Source organism: Enterocloster clostridioformis (assembly GCF_020297485.1).
GTDB lineage: Bacteria > Bacillota > Clostridia > Lachnospirales > Lachnospiraceae > Enterocloster > Enterocloster clostridioformis.
In genome coordinates this window covers 1,889,612-1,916,019 of sequence record NZ_JAIWZC010000001.1, presented here as the reverse complement: position 1 = coordinate 1,916,019, position 26,408 = coordinate 1,889,612, and the positions used below count along the sequence as shown (strand labels likewise).

Annotated in this window: 21 protein-coding genes; 20 read left to right on the top strand and 1 reads right to left on the bottom strand. The window is 46.9% G+C overall.

Annotated elements, in window-relative coordinates; genetic code table 11:
- The first annotated feature begins 62 nt into the window (after window positions 1–62).
- The 10 genes from LA360_RS09610 (at window position 63) to LA360_RS09565 (ending at window position 12,252) form a co-directional block, all read left to right on the top strand.
- Window positions 63–290, top strand: coding sequence for a nucleotidyl cyclase domain-containing protein (locus LA360_RS09610; protein WP_002593123.1), 228 nt, complete (start codon window positions 63–65; stop codon window positions 288–290).
- Window positions 291–364: 74 nt separating this feature from the next.
- Window positions 365–571, top strand: a complete 207-nt coding sequence (locus LA360_RS09605) for a hypothetical protein (protein WP_057571977.1) — start codon at window positions 365–367, stop codon at window positions 569–571.
- A gap of 179 nt (window positions 572–750) precedes the next feature.
- The gene (locus tag LA360_RS09600) at window positions 751–5,799 is read left to right on the top strand and encodes a Cna B-type domain-containing protein (protein WP_112482979.1); all 5,049 of its coding nucleotides are present in this window, start codon (window positions 751–753) and stop codon (window positions 5,797–5,799) included.
- The gene (locus LA360_RS09595) at window positions 5,792–6,451 is read left to right on the top strand and encodes a hypothetical protein (protein ID WP_089774427.1); all 660 of its coding nucleotides are present in this window, start codon (window positions 5,792–5,794) and stop codon (window positions 6,449–6,451) included. Before LA360_RS09600 ends, LA360_RS09595 begins: the two co-directional genes overlap by 8 nt.
- A gap of 12 nt (window positions 6,452–6,463) precedes the next feature.
- Window positions 6,464–7,207: a BsaA family SipW-dependent biofilm matrix protein gene (locus LA360_RS09590; RefSeq protein WP_022203371.1), complete on the top strand. Its 744-nt coding sequence runs from the start codon at window positions 6,464–6,466 to the stop codon at window positions 7,205–7,207.
- A gap of 17 nt (window positions 7,208–7,224) precedes the next feature.
- Window positions 7,225–8,190 (top strand): BsaA family SipW-dependent biofilm matrix protein, encoded by a 966-nt coding sequence (locus tag LA360_RS09585; protein ID WP_089774430.1) that lies wholly within the window; start codon window positions 7,225–7,227, stop codon window positions 8,188–8,190.
- 116 nt (window positions 8,191–8,306) lie between these two features.
- Window positions 8,307–9,242 (top strand): BsaA family SipW-dependent biofilm matrix protein, encoded by a 936-nt coding sequence (locus LA360_RS09580; protein ID WP_022203373.1) that lies wholly within the window; start codon window positions 8,307–8,309, stop codon window positions 9,240–9,242.
- Window positions 9,243–9,257: 15 nt separating this feature from the next.
- Window positions 9,258–9,755, top strand: coding sequence for a signal peptidase I (locus LA360_RS09575; RefSeq protein WP_022203374.1), 498 nt, complete (start codon window positions 9,258–9,260; stop codon window positions 9,753–9,755).
- 50 nt (window positions 9,756–9,805) lie between these two features.
- Window positions 9,806–11,458, top strand: coding sequence for a BsaA family SipW-dependent biofilm matrix protein (locus LA360_RS09570; protein WP_112482981.1), 1,653 nt, complete (start codon window positions 9,806–9,808; stop codon window positions 11,456–11,458).
- Window positions 11,455–12,252: a class B sortase gene (locus tag LA360_RS09565; RefSeq protein WP_022203376.1), complete on the top strand. Its 798-nt coding sequence runs from the start codon at window positions 11,455–11,457 to the stop codon at window positions 12,250–12,252. The genes LA360_RS09570 and LA360_RS09565 overlap by 4 nt, the downstream gene beginning before the upstream one ends.
- Window positions 12,253–12,270: 18 nt before the next feature.
- On the opposite strand, the gene LA360_RS09560 is transcribed toward LA360_RS09565, so the two are convergent.
- Window positions 12,271–13,713, bottom strand: a complete 1,443-nt coding sequence (locus LA360_RS09560; protein ID WP_022203377.1) for a GntR family transcriptional regulator — start codon at window positions 13,711–13,713, stop codon at window positions 12,271–12,273.
- A gap of 313 nt (window positions 13,714–14,026) precedes the next feature.
- On the opposite strand from LA360_RS09560, the gene LA360_RS09555 reads away from it, so the two are divergent.
- The 10 genes from LA360_RS09555 (at window position 14,027) to LA360_RS09510 (ending at window position 26,397) form a co-directional block, all read left to right on the top strand.
- Entirely contained in the window at window positions 14,027–15,580 is a 1,554-nt protein-coding gene (locus tag LA360_RS09555; protein WP_022203378.1) for an HD domain-containing phosphohydrolase, read from the top strand.
- Between the two features lie 92 nt (window positions 15,581–15,672).
- Window positions 15,673–16,185: a GGDEF domain-containing protein gene (locus tag LA360_RS09550; protein ID WP_225537485.1), complete on the top strand. Its 513-nt coding sequence runs from the start codon at window positions 15,673–15,675 to the stop codon at window positions 16,183–16,185.
- Entirely contained in the window at window positions 16,172–17,437 is a 1,266-nt protein-coding gene (locus tag LA360_RS09545) for an ABC transporter substrate-binding protein (protein ID WP_089776164.1), read from the top strand. Before LA360_RS09550 ends, LA360_RS09545 begins: the two co-directional genes overlap by 14 nt.
- 18 nt (window positions 17,438–17,455) lie before the next feature.
- Window positions 17,456–20,377 (top strand): response regulator, encoded by a 2,922-nt coding sequence (locus tag LA360_RS09540; RefSeq protein ID WP_112482983.1) that lies wholly within the window; start codon window positions 17,456–17,458, stop codon window positions 20,375–20,377.
- 15 nt (window positions 20,378–20,392) lie between these two features.
- Complete coding sequence (locus LA360_RS09535; protein WP_022203382.1) at window positions 20,393–20,743, top strand: Hpt domain-containing protein; 351 nt, start codon at window positions 20,393–20,395, stop codon at window positions 20,741–20,743.
- A gap of 109 nt (window positions 20,744–20,852) precedes the next feature.
- Window positions 20,853–21,560, top strand: a complete 708-nt coding sequence (vanR, locus tag LA360_RS09530) for a VanR-ABDEGLN family response regulator transcription factor (protein WP_022203383.1) — start codon at window positions 20,853–20,855, stop codon at window positions 21,558–21,560.
- Between the two features lie 4 nt (window positions 21,561–21,564).
- Window positions 21,565–22,695 carry a sensor histidine kinase gene (locus LA360_RS09525; protein WP_022203384.1) on the top strand — a complete coding sequence of 377 codons (1,131 nt, stop codon included), beginning with the start codon at window positions 21,565–21,567 and terminating at the stop codon, window positions 22,693–22,695.
- Window positions 22,696–22,799: 104 nt separating this feature from the next.
- Window positions 22,800–23,399, top strand: a complete 600-nt coding sequence (locus tag LA360_RS09520) for a VanZ family protein (protein ID WP_022203385.1) — start codon at window positions 22,800–22,802, stop codon at window positions 23,397–23,399.
- Between the two features lie 249 nt (window positions 23,400–23,648).
- On the top strand, window positions 23,649–25,763 hold the full coding sequence (locus tag LA360_RS09515) for an ABC transporter substrate-binding protein (RefSeq protein ID WP_057571984.1): 2,115 nt from the start codon (window positions 23,649–23,651) through the stop codon (window positions 25,761–25,763).
- 31 nt (window positions 25,764–25,794) lie between these two features.
- Window positions 25,795–26,397 carry a hypothetical protein gene (locus tag LA360_RS09510; RefSeq protein ID WP_002588502.1) on the top strand — a complete coding sequence of 201 codons (603 nt, stop codon included), beginning with the start codon at window positions 25,795–25,797 and terminating at the stop codon, window positions 26,395–26,397.
- Window positions 26,398–26,408: the final 11 nt, after the last annotated feature.

The window sequence follows — 26,408 nt, the reverse complement described above, 5'->3', positions numbered from 1 at the left end:
TGATGTTCCTCACCTTGGGACAGCAGGGAAAAAGAAGAGGGCAGGATAACCGTATATATCAGATGGAGCTGCTGAAAGACGCAATCGGCAGTTCCCTGAGAAAAGGGGATGCTTATACACGGTACGGAAGCCGCCACTATATCCTCCTTCTCACCAAGATTAATAAGGAATCCTGCAGTATCATATTTCAGCGGATTGAATCCGCCTACAATAAGGTGCCAGGCAGCCGGGGAGAGCTGTGGTATCACGTGACCATGACCCAGGAACTGGAGAAAACTATGTTGGAATAGAACCTGTATCGCCATTGCATTGCCGGATGGCGATATTTTTGCGTCATCCATAGAAAAATGGGAAGAGGCACCAGATGTGGCAGGATGCGGGATACCCCTTTGATAAAGTGAGGTACGGAAACCGTCACTATATCCTCCTTCTCATCAGGATTAAAAAGGAATTCTGCAGTATCATATTTCAGCGGATTGAATCCGCCTGCAATAAGGGGCCCGGACCGCCGGGGAGAGCTGTGGTGCCATGTGGCCATGTGCCGGAAACTGAAAAGATTATGTTGGAATAGAACCTGTATCGCCATTGCATTGCCGGATGGCGATATTTTTGTGTCATTCATAGAAAAATGGGAAAATGCACCGGATGTGGCAGGATGCAGGATACCCCTTTTGATAAAATTAACATTAAGGAACGATGCCCTGGATTAAGAAAAATATAAGAGTTTGCAGAACATACAGGAGGTAAATGATGAATCGGAGATTGGAAGCGGGCTGGAAGAGAATAACGTCTGGTTTTTTGGCGTTTACCATTGTGAGCATACTGATACTGGGCAATTCCGGTATTGCATTTGCCGAAGAATATGATGACAGGTTCTACCGGGAGGAGACGGATTTGTCGGAGCTTGGCGAATTTTCCAAGGCCACGGTCAGCAATGCCAGCTTTAAAAATTCAAAAAAGGATGATGTTGTAATCAGCATTCTTTCAGAGGAGGGGGATTACCGTCCAGGAGGTCTGGTTACCCTGGATGTACACCTTAAGAATGAGACAGGAACCGTGGTCACAGACGGCTCACTGACATATAGCGCAAAGGGGATTCAGGAAGGCTCGGCGGAGTTTTCTCTTTTGGAGGAATCAGGAGAGGATGCGTTTGATACCGGTATAGTGGATGACGGTGCACCGGACAATGGTATGGCAGATGACAGTGCATTGGACAGTGGCATAGCGGATGATGGAACAGAGGGACTGGAACGGATTGAGGGGATTGAACTGGTTCCCGGACAGATATATTCAGTACGTTTTACATTTGTCATTGATGAAGATATTGAAGGGGTACGAAGCCAGCAGGTAAAATTCCAGTTTGACGGAAAAGGCGAAGAAAAACGAATACGCGTCCGTGAGAATTTTTTATATACAGTCAATTATCTGAACATAGATCCTGTTGAATTTCAGGATGGAAACCGCATAGGAACAGGTGAAATGGTCACTATGGGAATCCATGCATCCATGTTTGATTTTGATGCAATCCTGGAAGATTCCTTTAAGGATGAGACAGATATTGCACCTGCTACACCGTCAGAGGCTACCCCGGCCGTTCCACTGGCTACGCCATCGGAAGCACGGCCTGCCACACCGTCACAGGCACGGCCGGATATACCTTCAAAGCCGGCACCAGAGACGCCGGAAGAAGGCGCGGGCATACCACAGGAAACGGAACCCCAGGAACCCGCTGATACGGGGGAAAGTCAGATCCAGACTTCCATAGAAACATTGCCGACAGCGGCAGAGGAAGCGCCTGCCAATCCGGAGGAAACTGAGACCCAGGTATCTGCTGAATCGTCACCCGCTGATACGGGGGAAAACCAGACCCAGGCAGCCACGGAGACAGAGCCGGCCGATTCAGAGGAAACCACAATCCAGGCATCAGCCGAGGCAGAACCAACAGAAGCAGCAGACACAGAAGCAGCGCCAACCATGTCATCAGAACCCGTTCAAGAGGATTCAACAGAGGCAGAGGTGACAGATCAGGACCAAAGTGAAGAAATGGAATCTGAATCTGTGGTTGTAATTGAATCAAAAGCAGAAGATTCTTCAAATGAACATAAAGGCACGACTGCGGAAGATACCAGGGAAACCCAGAAAGATGCAGATGAGGAGGAAAGCGAAGATTATACGGTAGACCTTGGGAAAGTAAATTACAGGATTGAAATGTATAACGCCAAGTTAAACAGCTTTAAGGTGAGAAAGGCAATGGTGGATGATGTTAGGGAGAATATGCTGATTTGTTCGTTCCGCGTGTCCGGGGATGTGAATCCTGGAATCTACTTTGGAAAAATCACCCAGGAGAGCAGGATAAAAGGAAAGACCTGCAAATCCACCCAGGGTTTTTCACTGATTGTAACAGGTGATGGGGAAATCTCCCTGGAAGGCCGGATTGGGGATGCTGCCGTCACGGTCAGCGGGCCGGTGGATTCCTTCCCTGAGGCAGACCAGCTGGCAGTGAGCGTCTCTGAGGTAGAGCAGGATCAGATGGCCCAGGTGGATGAGGCATTGGTGAAGAAGTCTCAGGAAGAGGGGCTTTCCATCCAATCCTACAAAGCCCTGGATATTAAGCTCTACGCGGACGGAGCTGAGGTTGAACCGGTAGGGCCCATCAATGTAGCTTTTAAAAACCTGGAGCTGGAAAAACGTAATCCTGCTGCCGCGTCCAACGCCCAGGCAGATGTACCGGCGGCTGCCCAGGTGCTGCCCCGGCAGGAGGAACCGGCGGATTCCAGTGAACGGCTCCAATCCGGAGGAGAGGAAATCAAAGTCTACCATCTGGATGAAACGCAGGCTGTGGCAAATGAGATGAACAGCACGGTGGCATCAGACGGAACTGTAGTGATGGAAACAGACCACTTTTCCATATACATTGTGGTCAATGTGCCGGAGGTAAAAGAAGTGCCTGTGACAGTGGAGCACTGGGCCCAGCTGGATAAGATGACCTTTGACAGTAACGGTAAAATAAAGGAATCTGTCTCCGGGAACAGACTGTATCCGGGAGCCCAAAGCGGAAGCACGTATGCAAAGCAGGAGGTAAAGATATACAGCGATGATAACCTGACCCTGCCCAATGGCTCTGGCACAGGGTTGGATTACTCCATTGCGGTCTCCAACTGGAGTAAGGTCGCCCTGGGAGGTAATTATACGGTAAAAAGCGTGACCATAACCAATGCAAATTACCCCAATGGACAGACATTTACGGAAACTGCAGCAGACCAGAAGATTTATCTCGCTGCCACAAACAATAAGATAAAGATTAACTATGTGCCCACATCAGGCACCATTAAGGGATATACAGGTTTTCACGACTATAATGTTACGGTGGAGGGAACCACCACGGATGGAAACCATGGAACCCTTAACACCAGCAAGGTGGGAATGAACAATACCTCCCTGAGAAGCAGCTCCACCCGCATCGGTGTGGGAATCGGAGGGAACGGCCAGGCACAGATACGCCATGGTTATACAGGGGTGCCAAACAAGGCAGGTTCCGTGGTGACAGGGATTCCCGAAGGAACCCTGGCCGCGGACAATACGATTAAGTTTAATTATCAGGACCCGGGCCTTTTTGCAACCTGGGATATCATCACCAGTGAAACATATAAGGACGGTAAAAAGGTGGCCTATTATGCCAAGAAATACCTGCCAAACTATCAGCTGGGGTTTGAACGCCAGGGGGATACTTATACGCTGAAGTCCGTATATGACAGTTCGGGAAAAACACTTTTGAAAGACCTGGATCAGATTGTATATACATGTGACAACTGGAACAAAACCAAGAAACTTTATTCCAATCTTTTCTGGCCTTTGGACAATGTCGGTTACGACAATGCGGTTGAGGGAAAAAACAGGGACCCTCTGTTTGGCTATGACCATTACGGGTTTCCTCAAAATGATGAGGACGTGAACAAAGAGGGGATTCCCCACAACTGGTTTTTCGGAATGCGCTATGACTTTGAGTTTGTCCTGGGAGATTACACAGGGCCTATGGACTATTATTTCAGGGGAGATGATGATTTCTGGCTGTATGTGGACGGTAATCTGGTAAGTGACGTTGATCTGGGAGGAATCCATTCCGCGGAAGGCGCCTATGTGGATTTGAAGTCATGGATGCAGAACAAGGGCCTTCTAAGGGATAAAAACCAGAAACATACCATGTCGGTCTTCTTTATAGAGAGAGGGGGAACCGGTTCCTGCTGTTACATGAAATTCACACTCCCAAGCGTCACATCCATCCCAACCCCGGAATCCGAGACGGTTTCCCGCACGGTCCGGAAGCTGTGGCTGGATGGAAACAATGAGGATAAGAAACGGCCTGAATATATCTATGTCCAGCTGAAACAAAATGGCGCTTCTTTTGGTAGTGCGGTCAGGCTGGAGGCATCCAACGGCTGGAGGTATACGTGGGATAACCTGCCCAAATATAAAGAAGTAAATTCAAATGAGGAGCATGTTTATACCGTAGAGGAAATCGGCAACATTGTTGGTTATGCATCAAGCATCAATGGGATGACTATTACGAATACACGGATCACGGATATCAATGTGAGGAAACAGTGGGTTGGCAGTGCCGGAGAGGAGTCTGTCCAGGTGGGATTGTTTAAGGATGGGAGCACAAGAACAGGTGATATCATCACACTGGACAGCTCCAATAACTGGTCCGGCGTATGGCAGAACCTGCCGGGGTATGACTCCGGAGGGACAAAGATTAACTATGTTCCCTATGAGGTCGATTCCTCCGGTCATAAGGTGGAAGCCGGAAGCACGGTGCGGATTGGGGAGGGGCAATATATTGTCACTTACAGCAGCGACCATTCTGTGATAACCAATACTTATAATCAGAAAGACCTGACAGTGAAAAAAGTATGGGTGGATTATGAAAATGCCTACCATACGCGGCCTGAGATATTGGAGGTCCGGCTGTATCAGAATGGGGCGGCCTTTGATGAACCTGTAAAACTCAGTGAAGCCAACCAATGGACGGCAGGCTGGAAAGACCTGCCTGTAAAAGCCGATGGAAGCTCCCCGCCATATGTTTACACGGTGAGAGAACTGGACCAGGCGGGCCAGCCCATAGAGGATGGCAGTATGGCAGTACTGTCCACCGGATACACCTACACAGCATCCTACGATTCCAGCGGTACGGGTACATCCGCCAATCCGTTTAAAATAACCAATACCCTTTTGGCGGCAAAGCTGAGGATCAAAAAGACAGTGGAACAGAACGGCCTTGAAAATGAACCCATTGATTCTGCCTACAAGTTTGTGATACAGGTCCTGGACAGCAAGGGAGCTGTCTATACACAGACTGCTCTTGGAAATGGAGAGGAAAGCGGGGCAATCCTTGTGATTCCTCCCAAGGAAGGCCAGATCTTTTCCATTGCGGAGATCGTACCCATGGAATACACCATGTCACGTATGGAAAGCCAACCGGCAGACGCGCTCTCAGGAGCTGAGAACGGGGATAAGGTTACAGTGAAACCAGGTGACGATATCCTGGTCATTCTTACAAACACCCCTGATCATGAGAGCTATTTCCATCACACCGCATCAGTCACCAATGTAAAGGGATTTACAAATGGGGAGGGAACGGATTTCAGGCCGGAGAACCCATTTACAGAATATCATGGAAGTGACAATCCTCAGTATATGGCATCGGCCTTTACCTCGGACTGCATCATGGCGTTTATTGAAGACAGAGGTGTAGCGCGCGGCCAGAGAAAACTGGAGAAAGGAGATGATCTTTATGGATAAAAGAAAGGTCTTATCCAAGCTGCTGCCAATAATCGTGCTGATATCCGTATCCATTGCAGCCGGAGTAACAGGCGCCACGGTCATCCACTCCATGCAGCTGGAAAATCCCATAAAGACGCCTGTGGTAGAAGGGGGAGTAACAGAAAACCTGGACCAGGGGGCGAAGGAGGTTTCTTTTACAAATAATGGGGAGGCAGATGTATTTTTAAGAGTTGCATTTGCACAGTCATGGGTTGCACAGGATGGCACGGTGCTCCCTAATCATATAGTGGATGCATCCGGCCGGTCTCTGCCTGCGGCTGTACCCAGCCTTTCATTGGACGGCAATTGGGAAAGCGGGGAGGATGGATGGTATTACTACAAAAAAGTGCTTCCCGGTTCCGTATCAGGCATCCAGGACCGCAGTACGGAAAAGCTGGTCCGCGGCGTGGATTTTATAGATATGTCAGGGATAGAGGATCAGCGGTATCAAAATGCGGAGTATCAATTCCATTTCACAATGGAAATCGTGCAGTCCAGCGATGACTGGAATGTCAGCAGGAAGGCTGTGCAGCGGCTTTTTGACAGGGACATTTCAGTGACGCCGGATAACTGGGACGGCGATAAATATGGATGCAGTATTAACTGGAATTCTGATTCCGGAAAAAATTAGGAGGTGGTTGTTTTGAAACGATTAGAGATTCATACATGGCTGAAAAACAAAAAGACAGCCGGTCTCCTGATACTGGTTATATTGCTCCTGTCATTTGCAGTCACATTGGCATATTACAATGATGTGCTGACCCTGGCCAATCCCCTGGGAACTTCCCACAGCGGGGCGGCCATGGTGGAAAGCTTTGACCCGGAAAGCTCGTTCCTGCCCGGAGAGACAGTGATTAAAAAAGTTTCGTTCCAAAACACAGGTAAAATGGACCTGTTCCTGCGTGTTGAAGTACCTCCACAGGAGAACTGGTACCAAAAGGGACAGGGGAGCAGCCCGCCTGTTATCCTTGAAAAGGAGGCCGGCTACGATACGGATCATGTGATCAAACATTGGAATCCGGGAGTCTGGACCGATTCCGGCCAGGAAGAGGGAAATGTAGATTATATGAACATGGAGACTGCGTTCTGGTCAAAGTCATACACGGATGAGAACGGAAAGAGCTACCGGTATTATAAACAGGTCCTCCCGGCAGGGGAAACCACGGACTGTATCCTTGAGAGCATCAGCCTGAGCGATGAAGTGTCAAATGACCGGCATGACGTGGATTACAGCGATAAGATTTATAAACTGACCTTCCATGCAGAGGCGGTTCCTGTTGAGGAACATGATTCGGCACCGGGGGTACAGTCACAGTGGAATATGGTGGTTCAGGAAGACAGCAGCGGCGTACTGACATGGAGTCAGGGCAGCCGGGCCGGTGAATGATACAGGAGGACAGGAGAATGAGAATAAATGGAAAAGTGATAGCGGTGGCCGCAATGCTGGCAGTGGCCGGGATCGGCGGGACATTTGCTTACTTTAACCAGACTCTGACAGCCGCCAACATATTTGATACAGGGAAATATGATACGGAACTGGTTGAAGAGTTTAAGCCTTCGGAGGGCGAGAACTGGGGGCCTGGAACCAGTGTGAATAAGGATGTGACAATCCGCAACACAGGCACCCTTCCCGTGGTGGTGCGGGTGAAATTTCAGGAAAAGTGGGTCAGAGGACAAGAGGAATTTTATTTTACAGACACCTCTCAGGAAAAGGAGCGGCCGGCTGCCATTGGAAGCCCATCCAATGCCAACAATGCATTTGAGAATGTTTACCAGGGTGACCCGGAAGACGGAATTGCCAATCCTGACGCGGATGACTCAGTGGTATTTAAAAGCATGATGCCGGACGGCGGCTGGGTATATAATCCGGCGGATGGATATTATTACTATATGTATGTCCTTCCCGGCGCGGTAGAGAAAGAGGATGGCAGCCAAGAAATTGCGGAGACAACCAAGCTCCTTGACGAAGTGGCCCTGGCGGAAAATGTGGATATGGGTTCCTACAAGGAGACCCGGTATTATGCCACCACGGGTCAAAGACCGGAAAGTGAGAGCAGCGACTGGGTGGAATTCGCCACGGCCAGCAATGCGTCCAGCCCTCTTGGATATGATTACATTTCCACCAGGGAAATGAATGAGCGCCTGAAAGCGGATGGAAGCCAGATAACCTTTATGAAATCAGTCACTAAGCTCAGAGATGCCAGGCTGGCCGGGTACAGTGATGCTGATTATACCCTGGTGGTGGCAGCCCAGACCGTACAGGCAACGGACCAGGCCGTTAACACGGTATTTGGAGGCGGGGGTGTATTTGATTTTAGGCAGCTTGGATGTGATTGGAAGCTGATCAGCGAATCAGAGGTCCAGAAGTAAGTTCAGCAGCCTAAAGGAGAATAATCAAACAGGTTATTACCGTCTGTGTTTTTAGATGGACGGACCAATATAACAAAATGAAAGCATTATAATATGAAAAAGCAGGAGGAAAAGACATGAAAAAGTTAAATAAGAAAGCAGCAGCAGGAATCGGGCTGGGAGCATTAGCGCTGGTGGGAGGAACATTTGCGTACTATTCACAGACAGCGTCCCTGGATAACCCGCTGAGCACGGGCAAATATACCACCCAGCTGGTGGAGGATTACACACCGCCAACGGAGGATTTAAAGCCGGGCGCCAAGTGGGATAAGAATGTAGGGGCGGAGAATACCGGAGATTATCCCGTCCTTGTCAGGATAAGCATGAAAGAAAACTGGTCCTACAAGAAAGCAGCGGATTCCTATAAAACCATTTTGAGTGATTCAGACCTGTTTAACAACGGAACCTATGCCGGCGGAATCTTTGATGCAGCCCAGGATAATGATACCGATGGCCTGACACCGGAATCGGACGGCACCGTGGTGCATAAGAACATCCTGACTGGTGATGGCTGGATTGATGGAGGGGACGGATACTGGTACTGGAACGGCGTTCTGGAGAAAAAGGGCTCAGATAAGTCCGGCACCACCCACCTGCTGGAAGGACTGACCATGGCTACAGATATTGACCTTGGCTGCTATGAGACAAAAGAGTACTATGCCGTTGCGGCAACACAGCCGGATCTGCATAATACCGATGCCTGGACACTGATTGACTGGACCAAGGTTAATGATGAGAATGATGACGGCCTTACAGATATACGCGACCTGGCAGCTGTCATAAATATTCCGGAGGGAGAGAGCCTGTTCCGCAAATCCGAATCCAATTTAGACAGCGATAGGAAGGGCTACGGAGACTCCAACTACACACTGACCGTTACCTCTGAGTTTGTCCAGGCCACAAAGGATGCAGTGACCGATTCCTGGCAAGATTTCGATATCACTAAGTTGACCAATGTCCAGGTTAATGCAGAGGATAACGTAAATCTTGAGAATAAAACGGTTGCACCATAATACAGAGGCCGATGAATGAACGTTCTGAAACAATTGTTTAATATCCTATCATGGCCCGTGTATCTGTGCATTGCGGGATACCTTCTGATTGCAGCGCCCATGCTGGCCGGTTACCGGCCGGTGGTGGTGCTCAGCGGAAGTATGGAGCCCACCTTTCCTGTCGGAAGCGTAATTTACTATAAAGCGGCCTCCTTTGAGCAGATTCAGGAGGGAGACCCCATCACCTTCCATGCAGGTGAGGATGGCTCGCTGGTCACCCACAGGGTAGTGGAAAAGCAGGAGCTGAGCAGTGATTTTATCACTAAAGGAGATGCCAATGAGACTGCGGATCCCAACCCGGTTTCATATGACCGCGTGGCAGGCAGGGCGTCTGATGTGAAGATTCCCTATGCCGGATACTTTGTCACCTATGGCAGGACACCCCAGGCAATTGGGAGCATGGGAGGAATCCTGGTGATTGGGATATTACTTGATTTTATCTGCCCGGGAAAGAAACGGGAGGAAAAGGCATAAACGCCTGTTGGAAGCAGAGCTGTAATCCGTTTGGACAGGAGATTGATGTTATGAAAAAAGGCAAAATCATGTTATTGGGCCTGGCAGTTCTGGCGGCTGCATCGGTGGGAACTACCTGGGCGGCGTGGTCCCAGGTAATACGGACCGGCAATGAATACAGGGTTCCCAGGTACAAAACCAGCCTTGAGGAGCATTTCCGCCAGCCGGATGACTGGCAGCCAGGTATAACCACACAAAAGCAGGTATGGGTATCCAACAGCCTGAAGGCAGAGGACGGCAGCCTGGAGAGCGGCGTGCCTGCCATTGCCAGGGTGGAAATCCACCAGAGCTGGATACGGCGGGAAAATGTTTACGTCCTGGATCAGGATGGCAATGAGACAGCGGTCCCTCCCCTTGAGGGGGAAGCGCTGCCCCCTGACTTTGTGACAGACCAGGGAGAGCGTCAGTATGCGGCAATCCCCGCATTTAATAAAGAATCCGTCATGGTGCTCCGGTCCGGAATGGCGCAGGATGCCGGCATGCGCCTGAATCTGCCCTATGCAGACAAGGTGGAGGAGGCCAGGGAAAAATGGCTCCTGGTGGATGAGGAGCCATCGGAGACAGGAAATTATATATTGTATTACATAGGGGTGATACAGCCGGGGGAAGACTCGCCGGTGTTTTTGGAAAGCGTGACCATGAACCCCCTTCTGGAGAACACTATAACGGGAAAAGACACCTATTATGAGAAGACAGAGGATGGTTACAAGCAGATTACCGTGACCCGCACCAATGCCAAATACGGGTATGACAGCAGCAGATATACCATGGATATAAAGGCCACCACGGTGCAGGCCACCAAGGCAGCGGTGGAGCATACGTTCACCGGCGGGTTTAACCAGGAAGTGATCCGATACCTGGCCGATCAGGTGGCGGATCCCGGCGTCTATGACGCCTCCGGCCTGGAAAAGAAGCTGACCCTGGTCTACAACTGGGGAAGCCAGAGGCTTGAGTATGTACCCTACCGCTCAGGGACCGGGGAGGAGGAAGGGAACTGGTTCATGAGTTTTACGGACATGGTGCCGGGAGGCATCTACAAAGACCGCCTGAAGGTGGAGAATACCACATCCAACCAGACCGCCAGAGTCTATATGCGGATCGATCCAAGAGTACAGGAGCAGATAAAAGACGAGCTCCTGGAAAAGATTACCATGAAGGTCACATTCCAGGGCAGTGTCCTATATGAAGGAAAGGTGACAGGCGCCAGATACGGGGAAGGTGAGAACCTCCAGGAGCTGATTCCCCTGTGTTATCTGAAAAGCGGGACATCTGAGGAAATCCAGGTAGAGCTGCAGCTGGATTCCTCCATTACCTGTGACCCGGTAACGGGAGCGTGCATCTATGCCGACCAGCTGGCCAAGATTGACTGGGAATTTATGATTCAGACATTCTCAGAAAATGGCGGCGGCGGCGGTGGCGGTGGAGGCGGTGGTGGCAGAGGCAGAGGCCGAAGAAGTGTAACCACCTTAACCACCATTGATGATGAAGCGGTTCCACAGGCTGTTATGATTCCTGATCCGGAGATACCGCTGGCTTCTCTTCCAAAAACAGGGGACACCACCCCGCTGCTTATGCTGGGAGCCATGACCGCGGTCAGTTTTCTCCTCCTGTCCGCACTGGGAATCTTATGGATTAGGATGCGCAGAAAAGAGGATAAGGCGTGAAGGACAAAAAGCAGGGGACGGGACACACGGTCCTGACCCTGTCCATACTGGTGGTACTGGGAATCTTTCTGGTGTCCGCCGGCCTGCTGTGCCGCTCCCTGTATGAATACAGAAAAGGGGAGAAGGAGTACGGGCTGCTCCAGCGGTATGCAGCCAAAGCACCTGGCCGGGAACCTGAATCCCGGTCCCCGTACAGCCTGTCTGCGGGGGAGCAGGAACCCATGCTGGCTGTTGATTTTGAGGCCCTTAAAAAGCTGAATCCCCATATCATTGCATGGATTCATATTCCGGGGACGCCGGTAAGCTACCCTGTGACCCAGGGGGAGGACAATTCCTATTACCTGAACAGGACATTTTCCAAGGCATATAACGGGGCCGGATGTATTTTCATGGATTACAGAAGCAGTCTGCCCTCAGAGGGCGGGAACACGGTCCTCTATGGGCATAACATGAAAAACGGCTCCATGTTCGGTTCCCTGAAGCGTTACTGGGACAATGAATATTATAGGGAACATTCCTCTTTTTACCTGTACACGGCAGAAGGGGAGATTTTCCTGTGCCATATTACAGACCGCCGCAGGATTTCTGCGCAGACCGACTTTTTCTCTGAAATGCAGGATAAAGAGGAGGAACCGGGGGAAGATGGCAAAACGGACCGAGATGCCAGGGTCACACTGGTGACCTGCGTGGCCGGGAAAAATGAGGAACGGCTGGCAATAGAGGCAGATGCTAAGAAGATTTTCGTATATTGGCAGCATAAACAGATTGCATCTGCCTTGAAAAACCTAATTTAACCTGATTTTGTTGTTTTTTCAAGGAACCTTAACCGATAAAGCCTCAGTAAATTTATATTTTTCCACCATATATGCTTGAACGGAGCTTAAGATTAGACGATAGGAGTCCGCCAGGTTCTTGGCAAACGCTTCGTGGTTTCCTTCACACAAACATTGATATGCATTCCTTGTGATTTCATTGAGCTGCTCAATCACACCGATTCCTTGCGGATAAAACGCGAGATAAAATCCCCATTCTGTAATTCGGCTGGTTTCAATCCAAATGACGTTCAATGGTTTTAATGACAGCCGTTCTAAAATCATCTGAAGCAAATCAGTAAGAAAGATTCCCGGTTTCCTGATATGGGCAGCCAATTGGTTTAAATCATCTGCACTAAATTGAGGTGCGGTATAGGCTGCGACCGGATACGACAAAAGCGCCATGAGCTGCAACGAATGAAGGTATGTAAGAGCCTCCTGCTTCGTTGTAAAATCCAACAGGGCCTGTTCCGTATTAAGCTGATCAGGAGTCAGAACCACCGTACCCTTGCCATTTAATGTCTTTGTATAGCCTCTGCGTTCCAACAGCCCCAATGCCTTTCTGACCGTATATGCCGACACACCATACTGCTTTGCCAGCTGCGCTTCATAGGGCAAATAGGAACCTGCTGCATAAATACCCGTTCCTATCTTCCGGGTCAGGTCACGGACAATACGGGTGTAATAATAATTTCTCCCCCTTAAGGGATTCCATTCAAATGTACTTGATACCTGTGCAGGAACCGTTGAGACATTGTCTGACATTTGATTGAAGATTTCTGAAATGATGTCATACATGTCCTTATAGAGTGCCTTTAAATGATGAAACTGCTCAACCGGATTCCGATTTTGTAATATTGCAATGATATATTTTGGTTCAAAGGTTGGCCTTAAGCGGATGGAGCCCCGGGAATAGATGCTTTTTTCCAAAAAGTAGGCAAAATTCCCCTGAAGCTCAAACGCCGTGTGCAGGTCACATAACAGAGGATTTTGGCTGGCGCCAAGAATATCTCGTGTCAATGCAATTAAAGCTTTCCAGCTCTCAGCGTTATCCCCGGACCGCGCCGCTTTTTGAGCCTGCCGATAATGGGGCATAATCTCAATGGAGCAATCCCGTGCAGCGAATACAAGCAGGTAAGGCAATAATAATTCATATGTCTCATATACCTGCAGAATATAGTCCCGCTGCTCTAAAATCGTGGATATTCCCGGGATTTGCAAGTCCTGCGATAGAACTACAGGTGCACGCCTTATCTGGATATCAATCAATCCTTCCGCCTTTAAGGCATCAAGGGCCCGCGTGATGGTAGCAATTCCAACATTATATTCTTCGCATAGATTTCTGGAAGATGGCAGCTTACTGCCGGGCCGGAATTGTCCTGAGACAATTCGTCTTTTTAAATCTTCATATACATAAGAAAATCGGGTTTCCTGACGTTTCATAAAATAGCTGCCTTTCTAAAAAATACAAATATGCCCTCAATAGACAAGGAGCGTTCTATCCATTATACTATAAAATTATGAACATAGGCAATGTCTATCATTCATCAGATGCCACTTAAAGAAATTACAGGATTTTCATCTTGAGTATTATAGACTGAAATGATAAAATAATAAGGCAAAAATAAATGTTAGTTAAGACCACATTGGAAGCGCGGTCCAAAGGGCCGTAAAAATCTATAACAACCTATTTGTATAGGTGAGCAGATTGGTTGAAGCTAACTGGTTTTATAAAAGAATTCATTGGAGTGATTATATGTCAAACGTCAGGCCCCAATTGAAGGTTTTAATCGTGGACGATTCTGAGTTAAATCGAGAGATGCTGGGCTCTATGCTGGGAGATGAATATGAAATAGTGGAAGCAGAAAACGGGGCGCAAGCGGTTGATATATTGCGTGAAAATGCATCCAACCTGTCCCTCGTCCTGCTGGATATTCAAATGCCGCAGATGGACGGCTTTGAGGTATTGATACATATGAACCGTTTTCATTGTATTGATATGATTCCTGTTATTATGATTTCCAGCGAAATTTCGCCCCAATTTATAGAGCGTGCATATGAGCTTGGAGCAACAGACTATATTGCTCGTCCTTATAACACGGCGATTGTACGCCGCCGTGTAGCCAATGTTATTTTATCCTTTGCGAAACAACGCCAGATGATGGAAATTATTACCCATCAAATCAGTAAAAAGGAAAAGGATAACCGGCTCATGCTTTCCATCCTGTCCCATATTGTAGAATTCCGGAATGGTGAAAGCGGACTTCATGTCCTGCATATCAATCTTATTACGGACCTTCTGCTGAGGCAGCTCATGTTAAAAACAGACCGCAATAAAATGACAAATGAAGATATATCCCTGATAAGTATGGCCTCGGCACTGCACGATATCGGTAAGATATCGGTCCCGGAAGAGATTTTGAATAAGCCCGGCCGCCTTACGGCAGAGGAATTTCGCATCATGCAGGGCCATTCTATGGCAGGCGCGAATCTACTCATGGACTTGCCGATTGACCGGAATGAGCCTTTGCTGAAAACGGCATATGAAATCTGCCGATGGCATCATGAACGGTATGACGGCAGAGGCTATCCGGACGGCTTAAAGGGGGATGCCATTCCGCTCTCAGCACAGGTGGTTGCCCTGGCAGATGTTTATGATGCATTAACCAGTGAACGGTGCTATAAGCCGGCATATTCCCACGATGCAGCAATGAAAATGATTCTTGACGGACAGTGCGGAGCCTTTCAGCCATTGCTTTTGGAATGCCTGCGTGACATTGGAGATACGCTTGAACAGGAACTGACGGTCCAAAATATGCTGGAAGCAGAAAACACGCCCAAAGAAACCAGTCATATTACAGAACAGCTGCAGCACTATGGTCTGGGGGATTCGGAACGGCTGCTGCGACAGCGTTCATATGAACAGCAGCATTTTCGTTTCCTGCTGGATAAAACCGAGGAGATTTTTTTCAATTATGCGGTTGAACCATCTATTTTATGTTTCAATCAATATGGAGCAGAACATCTAAGCATAGGGAATGATTTATTCCAACCGCTGGAGAACGGGAATCTGTTAAGATGCATTGATAAAGATGTCCTGAATCGTATCGTGGAGAAGGTTCAGGAAGCAACTCCGGCGCAGCCGGATTTTCAAATGGATGTGCCGCTTACAATTAAACAGGAGAATCAATGGTTTCACGGCATCTTTCATGTTATCTGGACAAATGAAAATGTGAAACACTATGCGGGTGTCATGGGAAAACTTCGGAAGATTGATCAGAACCATATGCCAGATACAGAGCGAACATAGATGAGGCAGGTAACCAACAAATCTTGGAATTTAACAGTCATGGAATATGGGGCCAAGGAAACCAGCTTGAAAATGGGATTGCAGCTAACGGTATGTCTGGCAAAGAGAACCTGACCAAAATTGAGTTTATAAACCAGAATGTCTATCATGTACGGTCAACCTATGTGGAGGTTGACGGTTATCCGTATTTACTGGAACTGGTTGTCCAGATTACAGAGGAAACCCATATGGACCATTTTAACGCCATTAATGACACATATGGTCATCCGGTTGGCGACCTGGCACTAAAGCAGGCAGCCAAAGCGATAAAAAATTGTGTAAAAAGAACAGATTCCGTGGTGCGGTTTGGTGGGGATGAAATTTTCGTTGTGTTTGGGGATATACCGTTTCATATGCTTCAAGAAAAACTGGAAGAAATCAGATCCTGCGTTGATAAAGCTGTTATTCCGGATTATCCGCAGCTTAAGTTATCCATCAGTATCGGCGGTGTTTACGGACCAGGCCAGGTTTCGGATTTAATGGAGGCAGCAGACAGGCTGTTATTTCAGGTAAAAAGAGAAAAAGCCGGATTGAAGATAAAGGAGAAGATGAATGAACGGTTGTAAACGGGTTCTGTCTATTATTTTAATCAGCGTTATTCTGACAGGCTGCAGCCAACGGTCCAGTGAAATCATGCTGATTGAAAGTGAACCGTCTATGAAACAAGAGCATATGTTTCTGTCTGTTTACGGATATAAGGCAGACGTACGCAATCTGATAGCGATTGAAAAAATATTGAACCAATTTATGGAGCAAAACCCTGATATCATTGTAACATACGAAGGTGTAAAGGGGATTGATTACTGGAAAGCCTTAGAAAGACGGGCAGAGGCCAATGTGCTGGATGATGTATTTATGGTTGATCATGACCGGGTTATGGATATGGCGGATAAGGGCAGGTTAGCAGACCTGTCCAGCCTTTCTACCATTGAGAATTATCAGGATAGGATGAAAGAGCAGTTCATCAGAGAGGACGGTTCCGTTTACTTCCTGCCTATATGTATATCACTCTACGGACTGTACATCAACTACAGCCTGCTGGAAGCACATGGACAGAAGGTTCCGGAAAACTGGTCGGATTTTATGGAAGTCTGCAACTATTTTGCGGCAAAAGGCATTACGCCTGTCATAGCAAATAACTATGCCTCGCTCAGAAAGCTTATCGCTGCGAAATCACTGTATTCGGTGTATCAGCAGGATACCGCTGCGGCAATCAAAGAATTTAACCGCGAACCGGCCAAGCTGGCAAATACATTGTGGCCGGGAATAGAAATGGTTGAAGAAATGATTGACCGTAAATGGATTGACTGCGCAGAAGTCTTGGAAACGGAACAAACATCCGATGACCTTCAGCTATTTGTGGATGGCAACCGGCCGTTTATGGTAACCGGAGGCTGGGCTGCGGCCAGGGTACAAGATATGGAGCCTGACTTTTCATATGGCGTACACCCGTTTCCTATTCTCGATAAGGGCAGTGTGCTGGTGGTAGAAGGGAACACCTGCATCAGTGTTAACGCCGGCAGCGAACACCTGGAAGAAGTCATGCGGCTCATCGAGTGTATCACGCAGCCGGATTCCATATGGGAATACTGCGACAGCCAAAGTTCCTATACACCATTGCAGGATGATAGAATGCCTGCTGATAGGACAATCCTTCCGGCCGCTGAATGTTTTGAATGCGGGCGGATTGTGATAGGCTCAGATTTTAGGCTGGACCTGCCACTGGATGCCTCTCTCTCTGAAATAACGCGGCAGATGCTGAAGGGGATGCCCGCGGATAAGGCCGTTGCCCGGCTGAATCAGCTTCTGACACAGTAGCGTCCGGAGGAAATGATAATGAACATAAAACGATTTTGGATAAATGGTCTGGTTGTAATGATTCTCGGCAGTATTCTCGTAGGCTGTTATTACTATATAAAAAGCGTTCAGACTTCCCTGTGGACGCAGAATGCGGAACAAGCCCTGGAGATTACAAGTCAGGGCGGCCGCGCATTTGAGACTTATATTGAAATTGAACAGGAACGGGTACACGGTCTGGCTAATAAGATATCAGAATTAGAATCTCATGAGGAAAGCAAAATATTAAATAATTTGAACCTGCTCGGCGGTGAGACGTCCAATTATACGGTTGTTGATTTGGACCACGGGTTTATGTACTCAAACCGTTTAGAAGACCGGCGCATTCTTAGTGCGGAGGAACTGGCATTTTATCATACCTTTTCCGGTAAGGGTATCAGGGAAAACTATTTAAATCTCTACGATGGGCAGAATACCCTGGGAGTCTATGAATGTTTTCTGTTTGCCGACGGCGCGCATGGAGTCATGCAAAAAGGGGAGAAGGTTTCGGAGCTGTCCAAAAAGTTTTCTATTTCCTTTTATGATGACAATGGTTTTTCTTATATTACCAATCAGAAGGGGGAAGTCCTGATTCGTCCTTACCAAAAAAACAGCAACCGGACGTTTTTAAATATTTTTGACATGATTGCAGAAGAAAATAATGAGGAGGACATTCAAGCCTTCAAGGAAAGTTTATCCAAGGGACATTCCGGGGTCATCCAATTCTCCTTTAACGGAGCAAAGAACATCGTTACCTTTTCACCAATAGAAGTCGTGGATGGCTGGTATATCATCTCCGTAATCCCAAGCAGCGTTATTATGGAATATACCAATCATATTCTGCAGTCGTCCCAGATATTTATTTTTGTTGTCTTTATTGTGTTTATCATTGGTCTCATATTCCAGCTTTTTGAACGGCACAGCCGCAAGCGTATTGAACGGAAGGAGCAGGATATACAATACCGGGAACTGATGTTCAGCATTCTTTCAGAACATATAGATGATGTGTTTTTAATGTTGAACAGCGGGTCCTACGCGGTAGAATATGTGACGCCCAATGTAAAGCGTGTGCTTGGCATCTCCCCGGATGATGTAGAAGCAGACATTAAATCCTTAGGAAAAGCCACATACATAGATGGAAAGACCGTCTCTTATGCGGAGTTGGGTTTGATGGAATCAGGCCAGTCGATTCTGCTGGAAAGTGAGCGTATGCATCGAAAGACCGGGGAAAAAAGGTGGTTTTATGAAACCGTATACCGGGTAGGTTATGGCCAATCGGACAAGTTTATTGTGGTGTTGTCTGACAGGACAAAAGACCGGCAGAGTAAGTTTGCTTTGGAAACGGCATTGAATGCGGCAAATGCCGCCAATAAGGCAAAGAGTACCTTTTTGAATAATATCAGCCATGATATCCGGACCCCTATGAATGCAATCGTAGGTCTTACCGTGCTGTTAAACCATGATGCCGGCGATTCGGAACGGGTAAAGGAATATGCCCGAAAGATTACAGCTTCCAGTCAGTATCTCCTGGGTTTAATCAATGATGTATTGGATATGAGCAAGATTGAGAGCGGAAAAACAACACTTAACATCACGGAAATCAACCTGGCAGAGCTTATAGAGGAGCTGGGGACCATGATCCGGCCGCAGGCCAAAGCAAAGCAGCAGGAATTTGAACTCTTTCTGGCGGATGTGACATCGGAACATCTAATCGGTGACAGGATGAGAATCAACCAGGTGTTGATAAACATCTTATCAAATGCAGTAAAATATACACCGGCCGGCGGCCGAATCCGAATGACTGTAACCCAGCTTCCGCAAAAAACAAAAGATTTTGCCCGGCTGCGGTTTGAGGTCCAGGATAACGGTATTGGGATGTCGGAAGAGTTTTTAACAATTATTTTTGAACCCTTTGCCCGTGAAATCAATAGTGTGACAAATCAAATCCAGGGAACCGGCCTTGGAATGCCCATTGTAAAAAATTTGGTAGAGCTGATGGGCGGAAGGATTGATGTGAAAAGTAAGCAGGGCGAGGGAAGTATCTTTACCGTTGAACTGGAACTTCGCATCCAGGACCAGAACGTGGATGAGGGATTTTGGGAAAAACACGGAATCACCCGCATACTGGTTGTAGATGATGATGAGACCATCTGTATCAATGTAATCCGTGTCATGGAAGGCACCGGGGTGTCCGTCCAATACGCCCTGGGCGGCGACCGGGCTATCCGTCAAATCAAACAGTCGCATCAGGAGGGGACCCCATTTGACCTTGTACTTCTGGATTGGAAAATGCCTGATATGGACGGCATCCAAACGGCCAGGAATATTCGGGCGATGCTGCCGGAACATATACCGATTATCCTTCTTACCGCATACGAATGGGAGGAGATTGAGGAAGAGGCTCTTGCGGCCGGCTTTGATGGTTTCCTTGCAAAACCGTTTTTCCTGACAAGCTTTAAACAGGCGATTGTAACGGTTCAGGCAAAGGAGCAAAAAATGCCTGGTGCAGAAGGTTCGGATTGCAGGCTGTCAGGTGTAAAAATTCTTGCAGCGGAAGACAATGAGTTAAATGCCGAGATATTACGAGAGCTGCTTCATATGAACGGCGTGATATGTGATATCGTTAGTAACGGTCAGGAACTCTTAGACGCATTTGAGAAATCCGGCTCCGGCCAGTATGACTTGATTTTAACGGATATACAGATGCCTGTCATGAATGGATATGATGCGGTCAGGGCAATTCGGGCCGGCCGTCATCCCCATGGGAAGATAATTCCAATCATTGCCATGACGGCAAATACGTTTGCAGAAGATGTGAAGGAATCGGCCGATGCCGGGATGGACGCCCATGTACCTAAGCCGATTGACATGAAACATCTGGAAGCAGTGATAGCGGAACTGATAAAAAAGAAACAAGGATAAAATGTGGAGGTATTTATGAATCTGAAGGAATGTTACAGAAAGCTGGGCGGAGATTATGACGAAGTACTGACACGGCTTTACAGTGAGGATATGATAAGAAGATTTCTCATTAAGTTTTTAAACGATGGAACTTACAAGCTTTTATTAGAGAAGCTTGAAGCACAGGATTATCAGGAAGCATTTCGCGCGGCCCATACGTTAAAAGGGGTTTGCGATAATCTTGGATTGTCAAATCTGCGCAAGTCCAGCAGCATGCTGACAGAGGCACTGCGGACAGGGAATCCTTCTGAAGATTTGGTTGTCTTGAAGAATCAAGTCTGCATTGATTATGAACAGGCCGTTTCTGCAATTCAGGCATTAGGATAATGTACCTGTATCTTAGGAAAGGATTAATAAAATCTCTATTATTTAATAATACATTCGTTCTGCATACCTAATATAATATGTATAAAGGAATGAAAAGGAGCGCGGTGCTTTGAATGAAAAAATACTGGTTGTAGATGATGAGAAAGAAATAGCGGATCTGATCGAAGTATATTTACAAAATGAAAACATGGATGTATATAAATTCTACTCTGGTGAGGAAGCTCTTTCCTGTATCAAGAGTACGGATTTTGATTTGGCCATATTGGATATTATGCTTCCGGATATCAGCGGCCTTTCCATCTGCCAGATGATACGGAGTAAGGAATATACATATCCGGTAATCATGCTGACGGCAAAGGATGGAGAGACAGATAAAATCACCGGACTTACACTGGGGGCAGATGATTATATCACAAAACCGTTCCTTCCGCTGGAACTGATAGCGAGAATAAAAGCCCAGCTTAGGCGGTATAAGAAATATAATGTAAATTCCGCTGCTCCGGCAGCAGAGAAGGTTCTTAGACATGCCGGACTGGTTATGAAGCTTAAAACGTATGAGTGCTGGCTTGATGAAAAAAGTCTGGCGCTTACTCCTACGGAATTTACGATACTAAAGGTTCTTTTAGAGCATAAGGGCAGTGTAGTCCGCTCTGAGGAATTATTTCATGAAATATGGCAGGAAGAGTATTACAGCAAGAGCAATAATACAATTACAGTACACATTCGTCATCTTCGTGAGAAAATGAGGGATACTGGTGAAAGCCCCAGATATATAAAAACAGTGTGGGGGATTGGATATAAAATTGGAGAGATATAAGAAAATGAAATCGGATTATACAAAGCTTAGCCGTATCACGTTTATTAGAGGGCTTGGAATTACACTGGGTGCGGTCGTATCCGTCTTTTTACTGCGGGCGCTGACCAGGGGACATTTGGCAGATACGATTGTCAGATGGATTGCGCAGGGGTTTTCCATGAGTGAAACCCAGGCTGATATAGTATATTTCAAAGTCGTAACGGCTAATATGCAGTTTATACTTGGTATTGTAATCATTCTATTTGTGTTTTTACTGTTCCACATGCTGCTGCATTCCTATAAAAGGTACTTTGATGAAGTTTTGTTAGGAATCGATAAGCTCATGGAAGATGGGGGCCGCATATCCCTGTCACCGGAATTGGAAACGGTTGAATGTAAATTGAATTATGCCAAACAGACACTGAAAGCACGGGCCGATGAGGCAAAAAAAATGGAGCAGCAAAAGAATGACCTTGTGGTATATCTGGCCCATGATATTAAGACACCGCTGACTTCCGTAATTGGATATCTCAGTCTTTTGGATGAAAATCCTGATATGTCAGATGATAAGAAAGCAAAATGTGTTCACACTGCATGGGAAAAAGCGAACCGCCTTAGGATACTGGTGAACGAATTTTTTGAAATTACCCGCAGCTATTCAGAATCCACAACGCTCCATAAGACAAAAATTGATCTTTATTATATGCTCATACAAATTTCGGAAGAATTGTATCCGCAGCTGAGTACCTGCAAAAAACACATAGAAAACAATGTGGATGAGAACATATCTGTGTATGGAGATTCTGAAAAGCTGGCCAGAGTATTTAATAATATTCTGAAAAATGCCATATCCTACAGTGAGGACAACAGCGCGATATCGGTATCTGCAAAAGAATTCCCTGAAAAGACGGTAATCCGATTTGAAAACAAGGGAAATATTCCAAATGATAAGCTTAACCTGGTGTTTGACAAATTTTATCGTCTGAACAGCGCAAGACAGAGTGACACCGGAGGCTCTGGCCTTGGACTTGCCATTGCAAAGGACATTATTACCTTGCATGGCGGCCGGATACAGGCTGAAAGCAACAACGGATATACTGCCTTTATCATTGAAATCCCGTCAGCCGTATGTAAAGACCTCAGCATGGCGAGTTAAAGATGAAAAAAATCGTATACTATAACTAAAAAAGTGCCTGTTCATCCATGGTATTGCAAATGTACCTGCGGGAGCAGGCAGCTTTTATAAGGAGAGTTATTATTATGCACAGACTAGTTTCAATGAGTATCGAAGTGGCAGCCGCATCCGTTGTACTGATCCCAATTCTGCTTCTGTACCAAAAATTGATATTCCACAACGTAATAAAGACATTTGTGTATATCATCGTCACACTCTATTTGACCGCCATGTGTTCGTTGGTCGGCTTTCCATATATAACGGGGCTGCATGTTGTGTTTTCTTATAATTTTATTCCCCTGGCTGGCATGATGTCTGGCCTTTCGGCCAGTTTCCTGAACATTTTGCTTTTTATCCCATTGGGAATACTGGTTCCATGCATATGGAGTAAATATAGAATGATGAAGAAGATGGTACTTTTAGGTTTTCTTACTTCGCTGAGTATTGAAGTCTTACAGATATTCACCTTTCGGGCAACCGATGTAGATGATTTAATAACGAACGTAACAGGTACCATCATCGGCTATTTCATCAGCAGAGTGATTATTAAGAAATCTCCTCAATTAGATAAGCTTGGAAGCCGGGAAGGTGAGCTATATCTTCTATATGGAACGGTTGCTGCAGTGATGTTTTTTGTTCAGCCACTGATTTACCCGTTCCTGTGGCGTTTGATACAAGGGGCCTGACGTTAGGCCCTGCAATCACATTTGTAATGTCGATGCCTTAGGGTTTCCTTAGGAATTCATTTACCAATTCTTAGAAAAACGCTTATATGAAATTAAAACACTGCCTGTTCTTTCATGGTATTCTGAATATGCCTAAAAGAACAGGCAATTTTTATGAAGGGAGAATTCAAAGATGGATCCATATGACTAATCATTGTGCTGTGTACAAAAATACAGATTGCACGTTAAAACAGGAGGTGAAAATTGAAAATGAAGATGATACGGCAGGTCCTCACAGTCCTGGGTCTGACAGGAATGCTTTTTAGTATGACGGCCTGTGGAAAACAAACCAAAACCGAAGCGCCCGAAGCATCCTACATCGCGAGCTTTTTTGATATACCGGATACGGTGGCGTATATCTCAAGGCTCCTGATAAAGGATAATACAGCTTATATGTGCTGCTTTGAAGAAAGTGGTATCTCCTATCTGGCGTCCATGACCGTTGGTGATGGTGAATTTCAAAAACTGCCATTAGAAGTGGAGGCATCCACTTCCCTGTTAGATTTTGCATTTGATTCCAAGGGCAGCACATGGGCGGTTTGCATGGATGATACCGACCGTTATAGTCTTAAGAAATTTGACCGGGACGGGCAGGTAATCCAAAACATTGATTTGAACGAGGTATTGGAAACCACAAACGCTGCCGGGGCCGGCAGGGATTTGTTCCTGAGCATCGATGCGGAGGGATATATCTGTGTTGCGGAAAAAAGAGGAAATACATCCGCATATATATTTGATGATAAAGGGCAGTTTTTATTCCCCCTTACGTATGAGGGAAATCTTCTGAACACAATAACAACGGCTGAAGGGCAGATTGGAGTCTGCGCATCATCAGCGAACCGGATGGATTATGATCTGCTCACGGTGGATATGAAAAGTCGGGACTGGAATAAGGATAGGATTTACCTGAAAGCAACCGCAGGTCTGTATGGAGGGAGCAGCAATAGCTTCTACCGGTTTGATTCCTCCAGCCTGTATAGCTACGCTGCAGGCTCACAGGAAGGCAGGCATGTTTTCAACTGGTCGGACGTGGGACTTAGCGCATCGGATGTTCACTTGGGTGAACTTTCAGATGGAAGATTGATTGTGGCAGCTGCTTCGCCCAATCAGACTACGGCATTTACGTATGAGATGGCAGTACTTTCTCAGGGAGTGGATGAGCGAACCGTCCTGAGTATGGTGAGTTTGACCGCAGGACCAGGGGTCGTTCAGGCAGTTTCTGACTTTAACAAAACAAACAGCCAATACAGGATTGAACGGACGGAGTATTTTCCATTTGAGCAAAACGTGTCCGATGAGGAATGGGACAGTGCGGTTGTCAATCTGAATACACGGATTATTTCTGGTGATATTCCGGATATTCTGGATATGAGTAATCTTTCGGTCCAGATTTACCATAGTAAAGGGCTGTTGGAAGACCTTTATCCGTATATAGAGAAGGACCCAATGCTCCATATGGAGGACTATTTTGAAAATGTTTTTAAGGCCATAAGCCTTGATGGGAAATTACCTTATATTACAGACGGGGTAGCAGTATCAACCATGCTGGCTGATGCAGACATCATGAAGGGAAGAACCGGGTGGACACTGCAGGATTTGGAGAATGTCCTGAACGCTTCCGGATCTAATTCCATAAGCAATATGTCGGGGGCATCTTTTCTTAAAGTCATGCTTCAGACGGATAACAGCTTTGTTGACTGGGCCTCGGGCAAGTGTTCCTTTGATTCACCTGAATTCATAAAATTACTGGAATTTGCCGGACGGATACAGGATAACAGTAAAAACGGCTTTGGAGGAGAAAATCTAAGCGGTACTTATGTAGCAGCATATGAAACCATCCTCAGTATTTACCAGATTACCCAGTATAGGGACTATTATCACGGGAACCTGGAACTGCTGGGCCTTCCAAGCAGCAGCGGTGAGTATCATGCCCTCAAACCCGAAGTAAAAATCGGAATATCTTCGGCCAGCGGGCAGAAAGACGGCGCCTGGGAGTTTGTCAGGACATTATTGACAGAAGAGCATCAGAAGTCCTGCAGCATGCTGCCGGTCCATCAAGGCGCCTTTGATACAGTCATGCAGGCAGCGATTGACGGAAAATCAATCTGGACATGGCTTTATGAAAATGGAAAGGCAACAACGGAGGATGCTCAAGTGACAAGGCAGCTTCTAAGCAATGCCGCCTATGTGGTAAATGACAATCAGACGCTGGAACAAATCATACTGGAAGAAGCCCGTGAGTACTTTTCTGGGGCAAGGAATGCAAAGGAAGCGGCTGAACGAATCCAGAGCCGTGCCAGCCTTTATATCAATGAGCAAATGTAACATGAAATAGGGATAGAGAGGAGTTAGAACGATGAAGAAATATGTTGTAAAAAGAAAAACGGCCGGGCTGTGTGCAGTAATCTGTGCCGGTATGCTTTTATCTGCCGGGTGTGCTGGCTCAGATGCCAATACGCAGGCAAAAACCGGGACAACAGAAGTGTCCAGCAACCTGGAGAATGAATCTGTCACGTATCTCAGTATAGAGGCCGATCAGGAGGAAGTTACGAAGGAAACGGAGATGGTGAGTCCAGATGCTGCCGCCGAAGGAACTGATGCGGACCAAGGAGAAAAAGAGGCGGAAACGCTGGACACATTCACAGACGCGAGTGACATGATAGAATCTGCCGATGTAAGCGGGACAGCCGGTGGGTGCTCGGATGCAGGCTTTATGATGAATACCTCCCCCTTCGCAGACGGCAGTTCATCTTCCGGGGATGGAGGCAGTATAAAGATTGTTTATGCAGACGGGGCCGTATTTCAAAAGGGGCTTGTGAAATCAGACGGAAGCAGTTATTCTCTGAAAGACAGTGAAAAGAGTGGGCTGAAGGATAAAGACTTTGTATTATGTTTCGGAAACCAGCAGGAAGACGGTACTTTTTTGGCAGACAGAATCATTGTGATTGAATTCAACTAACCTGTAGGAGA